Origin of the sequence: Cyanobacterium sp. T60_A2020_053, assembly GCA_015272165.1 — a bacterium.
Taxonomy (GTDB): domain Bacteria; phylum Cyanobacteriota; class Cyanobacteriia; order Cyanobacteriales; family Cyanobacteriaceae; genus Cyanobacterium.
Map to the genome: position 1 here is coordinate 1 of JACYMF010000114.1, position 7460 is coordinate 7460.

Sequence of the window (7460 nt, forward strand, 5' to 3'; positions counted from 1 at the left end):
ACCGTAGGGCATACGGGAACATACGCTTGGGGAGATTTGCCCTCTTGGGCGATTGGTGCAAACCTGTCGTCTAACGGCGAGTCGGTGAACCAAGAATCCCCCACTATAACCCGTAGGGTTTAGTGGTGGGAGTGTCAATAAGCAAACTATAATTAAAGTTAATTCAAATATTTTTGATGTAATACTTTGCGGGCTTCTTCTCGATCATCAAAATGGATTTTTTCTGTTCCTAAAATTTGATAATCTTCATGACCTTTTCCAGCTATTAAGACTCCATCACCGGGTTTTGCCATCATAATAGCTTTTTCAATAGCCAGCGCCCTCCCCTCTTCCACCATGGGGGTAATGTTAGCCGGAATACCTTGTAAAACATCCGCTAAAATTTGCTGAGGGTTTTCCGTGCGGGGATTGTCGGAAGTAAGCACTGCCACATCAGCTAACTGCGCGGCAATCTTACCCATTATCGGGCGCTTAGTACGATCTCTGTCTCCTCCACAACCAAAAACACAAATCATTTTACCTGTAATAAAAGGGCGAGATGCTTTGAGGAGATTTTCTAAACTGTCGGGAGTGTGCGCGTAATCCACAATTACACTTATGTCTTGGGATGAGTTAATTTGTACTCGTTCCATGCGCCCCGGCACTCCATCAAAATGGGGTAAACATTGAGCAATGGTAGCCAAATCAAGCCCTAATTGTAATCCAGCGCCCGTCGCTGCCAACAAGTTAGCTAGGTTAAATTGTCCCACTAGGGGAGAAGTAAATTCTATATTCCCTTGGGGGGTGTGTAAAACCCCTTGCACACCAGTACCAAGATAAACTAAATCAGTGGTATATAAATCTGCTTCAGGGTTAGTAACACTGTAACTCCACACCTGATTACGAGGAATTGAAGCGATTAACCTTTGCCCATAAGGATCATCATAATTGATAATGGCGTGACCTTGGAGATAATTATTGTTGAATAGTAACGCCTTAGCAGAGAAATAATCCTCCATATCTCGATGGTAGTCGAGGTGATCTTGAGTTAAATTAGTGAATACTGCCACATTAAATTGACATCCTTTGATGCGTTGTTGAGCCAAAGCATGGGAGCTTACTTCCATGACGGCATATTCATTCCCCGCTTGAAGGGCTTCCGCTAATTGGCTTTGTAATTCCACCGCAAAAGGGGTAGTATGGGCGCTAGGGCGCTCATAATTTGCCCATCGCGCATAAAGAGTACCAAATAAAGCGGTTTTACGTTGGCTTTGCTGTAAAAAAAACTCAATCAAGTGAGTAGTAGTAGTTTTGCCATTTGTGCCTGTCACCCCCACCATTTGCAGTTTGTGGCTGGGATAACCATAAAATTTAGTGGCAATTTCCGCGCATAAGCCCACCACATCATCCACCACAATCACACAATCATCAGCACTAGGGGGAAATTTTTGGGCAGACTCTGGACTAACAATACAGGCAACCGCACCAGCTTGGAGGGCGCTGGGCCAAAATTCTCCACCATCAACCCTCGTGCCAAGCATACCGATGAATAAATCTCCCTCAGCCACATGATGAGAATTAACAACAACTCCTTTAACCTCTAAATTTAGGGCAGAATGTTTCGGCATTGACTCCACTGCTACTAAACCAGCCAATAATTCTCTTAACTGCATAACCCCTCACAGAAATATTTTTTTTCTATGTTATAGCAACTTTGCTTCAAAATAATTGGTTTTTCATTATACTTCTCCAAAATTTATTTTTAGGACTTACACACCAATAACGAAAAACTGTCATTCTAAACGAAAGTGAAGAATCTCAGAGCGTTGATTTTTGCTACAAGCGCGTAACTCCTATAATTAATAATTAAGGCTCTTTTACAGTAGTTATGACAAATTAATAATAAATAACGAATAAAACTTTTGATATATAATATAGCGTTTTTCATAATTACGAGATACAGTTATTATTCTCAAGTCCCCCTTTTTAAGGGGGATTTAGGGGGATCCTCTTGTACTTCATGGTCACAGTAATTGCTATAGTTTTAGTGTTTTAAAAATGCAATTATTATAAATTTATGGTTTGCATTTCACCTAATACCTGACACCTAATACCTGACACCTTTTTTAAGGCATAACTTATCATACTCAAAGTAAGAGAGCCAAATTAACCTTGAGAAACCGCTTCACCAATACGAGGCTCTTTCCCAGCTAAAATACGTTCAATATTACTACGGTGACGAATGGTAACATATAACCCAGCTAAAACAGCAAAAACTATATAAGGAATCAGAGGAGTAAAAATCAACATCAAAATATTAACAGCTAAAGCCCCTGACAATGAACTGAGAGAAACAATACGAGAAAAATATAATACGATGAGGAAAGTAAACAAAGTACCTAAACCCACCCAAGGACTCATCACGAGGAGAACACCTAAACTAATGGCCGCCGATTTCCCCCCCGAAAAATTAAGCCAAACTGATTTACTATGCCCCAAAACTGCCAATAAAGCGCCCGTCACCACTAGCCAATTTTGCCAAGCTGTGGGTAATATCGTCGTGTCTAACCAGAAATAAGCGCCCTTCACCATAGCAACAGCTACCATGCCCTTAAACATATCCACGATCAAAACCCCCACCGCAGCGCCCTTCCCTACAGTTCTTAGTACGTTTGTTGCACCCGTTGAACCAGAACCATATTCACGAATATCAATACCTTTAAGAATGCGCCCGGCAAGGTAGCCCGTGGGAATTGAACCAAGAAGATAAGCGACAAGAATTAAAGCAAAACTAACTAAAATTGGGACAGTCATTATTTAACCTCATAGACACCTGATCTATTATTAAGGATCAAGTCTCCATTGTTAAGAGGTCAAGACAATATTTAATTTTTTTTTCACTAAATAGAGTCTGCTGAATAAATCAAAACCCTTGTAAAATAAACGCTTAAAGCACAATAAAAACTTTAAAAAGTGTGCTTTTTTTTCAAAATTTCTAATTTTTTTACTAAATCAACAATCATTAATGAAAACTAGGAATTTTTAAGAAGCTATTATTATGGTAAGGTGTTGAATTTTTCATTCTTTAACCTAATACCTGACACCTGATGCCTGATACCTATTCTCATCACTCATACTTTTTTAGCAAACCCGAAATATTCTGCTTAAAACAACAAAGCCAAAAATCCTTTTAAAATAGTTGTATTATTAACTTAAAATAGCTTAACATTCAATATCAACCCCTAACTGTGGCATTCCGTGTCTATATCCAATTCTGACTCCCTCAACCCTCAAACCATCAGTAATAACTATCAAACCGGAAACTACACCACCGTTTTAGCACTTAAAGAAATGGTGGCAAATTTGCAAAGAGAACAAAATAAAATTCAAAATCTCCTCAGCTCTCTTAGCTTCGCTTTGCGCAGTTTTAATAATCTTAATCAATTTTTAGAATTAACCCCCCTGATGGCTTCGAGAGTAACGGATGCAGAAGGATCTGCTTTGGTACTTTATCAGCAAAATAAACAAGTAAAATTAGATCAGTTTTACTGCCAAAATCAACCATTAAAAGAGCAAATTAACCAAGATTTTATTTCTGTAATTAATCATATTAATAATTATCAAACCCAACACCAATTAGACCCTAATTTTTATCCCCCCTTGGAATGTTTCCCTGTTTTCGTACAAGAAAAAATCCATAACAAACTATCTTGTTATTTACAAATATATAGTACACCTGTTCTCACTAAAAATGTGGAGATCGGGCGCTTGTATGTTTTTAGTCAAGCAAGGGAATTTCTTTGGAGTCAAAGCAGAAAAACTCTTACCCAGCTAGTTGCAGATCAAACAGCAGTAGCTATAGCTAATCATCAACTAACCAGCGAATTGATGTCGAAAGAAAGACAAGACCGAGAATTGGAAATTGCTTCAGAAATACAAGTCAGATTACTGCCTAGAAAATGCCCTAATATCAACGGTTTAGATTTAGCCGCCAAGTGTGAAACCGCTAATCGAGTAGGGGGAGATTATTATGACTTCATTCCCGCTAATTACGATCAATGGGATGAAGATACCTCACAAATTCCCGACGCTCCGTGTCAATCTTGGAGCATTGTTATTGGTGATGTCATGGGAAAAGGAGTCCCTGCTGGGTTGATTATGACTATGACAAGGGGAATGTTACGCGCGGAAGTTTTAAACCGCCATTCCCCAGCGCGCGTCTTGGCACATCTTAACCGAGTCATGTATGAAGATTTGGACAACTCCCATCGTTTTGTCACTTTATTTTACTCAGAATATGACCCCCGTAACCGGATGTTACGTTATGCCAATGCCGCCCACAATCCTCCTTTGTACTGGTGCGCTGGTACTAACACCGTGAGAAAATTAGACACGGAAGGAATGTTAATCGGTTTACAACCCCATTCAGACTATGAAGATAATTTTATTCAGTTGCAGGATGAGGACACGGTGCTTTATTATACTGACGGTTTGACGGATGCTATCAACAAAAATAACCAACGTTTTGAGGAGGAGAATTTAATTAACTGTTTTCATGTTGCTTGTCAAGAATACAATAATGCCCAAGATATTTTAGACCATATTTTCAACGCAATTAAAAAATTTATTGGTGTTGGTCATTACAATATCGATGATATGACCATGATTGTTGTTAAACATAAACCCCAAGAAATGTGTATTTGTAACTAAGGATAATGGAAGGAATGCAGAATGTAGAATGTAGAAGTAATTGTTTTCTTAATTCTAAATTTTATCTTCCCTTCTCCCTGTCTCCCTGTCAAAAACAAATGAATTTTGATACTTACGTTGAAACAGCCCTGCTCTCCTGTGGGAGAAGGGCTGGGGTGAGGACAAACCGTTGTAATTTAAACCCTAACCAGATTGATAGGGATGAAAAATTTTCTCCTCCTCATCATAAAGCCAAGGAATACCATCTGGGTCTCGACTTTGACTCCACACAGGAAAATCATCTTCTGATTTTCGTTTGGCTACGGTGCTAGGACTGACTTCCAATCGTTTCGCTAATTCGCTTTGATTCAAGGTTAATTCTGCGGTGGAAATTTCTTCTCCCAATTCCGAAACTATTTGTTCGGGCGCTGGTGCGGTAATGGTTTCCGTGTTATTTTCTACTGATTCAGATTCTTGAGGCGAATCGGTTTGATGGTTTGATGGAGATGCTTCGCTATTTGTAGCTGTTAATGCTGTGGTGGATGAGGGGAGAGGGGTAGCGGTGACGGGCGCTGGTTCGATGTCACTATTAGAATCACTGTCGTCAAAAATACTACCTAAAGCACTAGCGGTTAGGAAATAATATACGATACCTTTATCTTGATATAGTCTTTTTACCGCTCCATATTGATTAGTTTTGCGGTCTAAATACCATTTTGCGGTGTTTGCATCTAAGCCTGTTTTTAAGGAAATGTCTAAGACGGTTAATTTTCCTTGATTGGCAGGAATCAGTTGATTAAATAAAGGATCAATTTTGGCACATAGTTGTTGCCATTGATAGGTTTGCCACAGTTTCCAACCGAGACTAAGGACAAAAATCCCTAGAATCAGGGGCCATGCCACAAACACTACCATGATGACGAGAGCTAAGGGTAGCAATACTAATAGTAAACCGTTAGCACCACTATCTATTACTTTTCCAGTCATAGTTTTCAGTGGTTAGTTGAATGTAAACATTTAATTTTAGCTGATTTTATCTTGTTTGCAAACTTTTTGATTATTTTTTGTCCATCTGTGGGGGCGACAAAGCACTCAAAATACTGACGATATAAACCTTATCGCTCTCATTCCTTGATAATAATACTTGTTTTTATTAGGGAATAAAGAGGTCAATTCCTCTAATTGTTCCTGAAAAATAATACTCTCTCCAGAAAATTATTAAAACCTATTGACAATAGATCATCTTTTATCATTCTTAACCATGGCAATATTGTTCCAATCTTCATGATTTATTCTTCCTTGTTTTCTTCTCTTTCTTCCTTCTTGATTAATTTTTTGATGGATTAGTTTTCATGCTAATCATTCAGTAAACACTATTAATTATTTCCCACCGTTTTAAAATATCTTTTTCTTTTTTAGTTTAGCAATTAAGCCTAAATGTAAATATTTGAAATATTCAGGGGTTGCGTACATCAGAAAAGGAAGTAGAATAAGAGGAACGATAATCCTTAATAACAGGGACAGTCTCTGTAGGATTGGAGGTAAATGTTGTCTAATTTGTTGAGCTATTATCCATTGCTGTGAGTAACTTTCATTTATATTATTATTCCACCCTTTTATCATTCTTCTCGGACAGTGACAAAAGAGGGCTAACCTATTTTTAAATTTACCTTTGCCCTTTTGACATCGTAAAACTTGAAATTGAACTTTTCATTAATGAATTATTACGACATCCTCGAAATTAAACCTCATGCTAGTAATACTGAAATCAAACAGGCTTATCGGCGCTTAGTGAAAAAATATCATCCTGATAGTCAAACGGATACAGCTAATCATGAAGATATTATTAAAATTAATCTCGCCTATGAGGTATTGGGGGATCAAAATCGTCGTATAAACTATGATCAACAGTTAACTAGTCATAGAAATGAAGCTGTTAATTATCGTCAACAAAAAAGTTATACCGCTACGCAATATTATCACGGTGGAGGGCGCTCGTCAGAAGATCAACACCACGAAGCATGGTTTAATGAGGTTTACTCTCCCCTCCTCAATGTGATAGCGAAAATTATTAATCCTTTGGATGATGAAATAGAGGAACTTTCTGCTGACCCTTTTGATGATGATTTAATGTTACAGTTTATGGAGTACATCGGGCGCTGTCGTGAATATTACCAGCAAGGTACAAAAATTCTTAAATCCCAACCAAATCCCCGTCATTGCGCTGGAATTGCCGCTAATCTTTATTACTGTCTAAATCATCTCAGTGATGGCATTGAAGATTTAGAAAGATTCACCCTCAACTATGAAGAATCTTATTTACATACTGGTAGAGAATTGTTTATTCTCGCGCAAGAAATTATTAGTTAGACCTCTCCAAACTGATGCTTATTAAGTATATTTTTATTGCCGTGACAAAAACTTGAGCTTGTTTCAATAAATCTTGTGTTATGGAAGATTATATCTTTGTCATTTACCCACCGTGTAATGAGTTACACGGAACCAACGGCCCGATCGTTCAATAAATTGAACTAAGATGTTGATATTACTAATTTGTAATTGATCGCGCAGCGGCAGCCTTCGGCTGATCAAGCGGACTTGATATTAAAAGATGAAGTTGAGAATTGCTCATAAAATTATACCTTCATTGAAAACTGCTGATAACAAAGGATTCGCTCCCATAGCTCCATATTTTATCTTGAAATGTGAGTGAAAGACCCCCGTTGAATTTCTCAACAAAAAAATACCCACTGAAATCAACGGGGGATGTAAACGAACCAACAAAAAAATCG

The 7460-nt window shown here is 38.1% G+C and carries 5 protein-coding genes; 2 read left to right on the plus strand and 3 right to left on the minus strand.

Translation table 11 applies throughout. The features are described 5' to 3' along the window. Window positions 1–158 precede the first annotated feature (158 nt). Together IGQ45_15550 and plsY are read right to left on the minus strand one after the other, a co-directional pair. Window positions 159–1652 (minus strand): UDP-N-acetylmuramoyl-L-alanyl-D-glutamate--2,6-diaminopimelate ligase, encoded by a 1494-nt coding sequence (locus IGQ45_15550; protein ID MBF2058582.1) that lies wholly within the window; start codon window positions 1650–1652, stop codon window positions 159–161. A gap of 493 nt (window positions 1653–2145) precedes the next feature. Continuing rightward, window positions 2146–2793, minus strand: a complete 648-nt coding sequence (gene plsY / locus IGQ45_15555; GenBank protein MBF2058583.1) for a glycerol-3-phosphate 1-O-acyltransferase PlsY — start codon at window positions 2791–2793, stop codon at window positions 2146–2148. 537 nt (window positions 2794–3330) lie between these two features. Here plsY and IGQ45_15560 point away from each other — a divergent pair. After that, on the plus strand, window positions 3331–4689 hold the full coding sequence (locus IGQ45_15560) for a SpoIIE family protein phosphatase (GenBank protein ID MBF2058584.1): 1359 nt from the start codon (window positions 3331–3333) through the stop codon (window positions 4687–4689). A 183-nt stretch (window positions 4690–4872) separates the two neighbouring features. On the opposite strand, the gene IGQ45_15565 is transcribed toward IGQ45_15560, so the two are convergent. Further along, window positions 4873–5655 carry a hypothetical protein gene (locus IGQ45_15565; GenBank protein ID MBF2058585.1) on the minus strand — a complete coding sequence of 261 codons (783 nt, stop codon included), beginning with the start codon at window positions 5653–5655 and terminating at the stop codon, window positions 4873–4875. 729 nt (window positions 5656–6384) lie between these two features. Between IGQ45_15565 and IGQ45_15570 the strand changes: the two genes are divergently transcribed. Then, window positions 6385–7038 (plus strand): DnaJ domain-containing protein, encoded by a 654-nt coding sequence (locus IGQ45_15570; GenBank protein MBF2058586.1) that lies wholly within the window; start codon window positions 6385–6387, stop codon window positions 7036–7038. The last annotated feature ends 422 nt before the right edge of the window (window positions 7039–7460 follow it).

Bases quoted from the DNA above. Each gene is read 5' to 3' on its own strand.
- IGQ45_15570 (MBF2058586.1), top strand. From the start codon at position 6,385: ATGAATTATTACGACATCCTCGAAATTAAACCTCATGCTAGTAATACT.
- IGQ45_15550 (MBF2058582.1), bottom strand. From the start codon at position 1,652: ATGCAGTTAAGAGAATTATTGGCTGGTTTAGTAGCAGTGGAGTCAATG.
- IGQ45_15560 (MBF2058584.1), top strand. From the start codon at position 3,331: ATGGTGGCAAATTTGCAAAGAGAACAAAATAAAATTCAAAATCTCCTC.
- IGQ45_15565 (MBF2058585.1), bottom strand. From the start codon at position 5,655: ATGACTGGAAAAGTAATAGATAGTGGTGCTAACGGTTTACTATTAGTA.
- plsY (MBF2058583.1), bottom strand. From the start codon at position 2,793: ATGACTGTCCCAATTTTAGTTAGTTTTGCTTTAATTCTTGTCGCTTAT.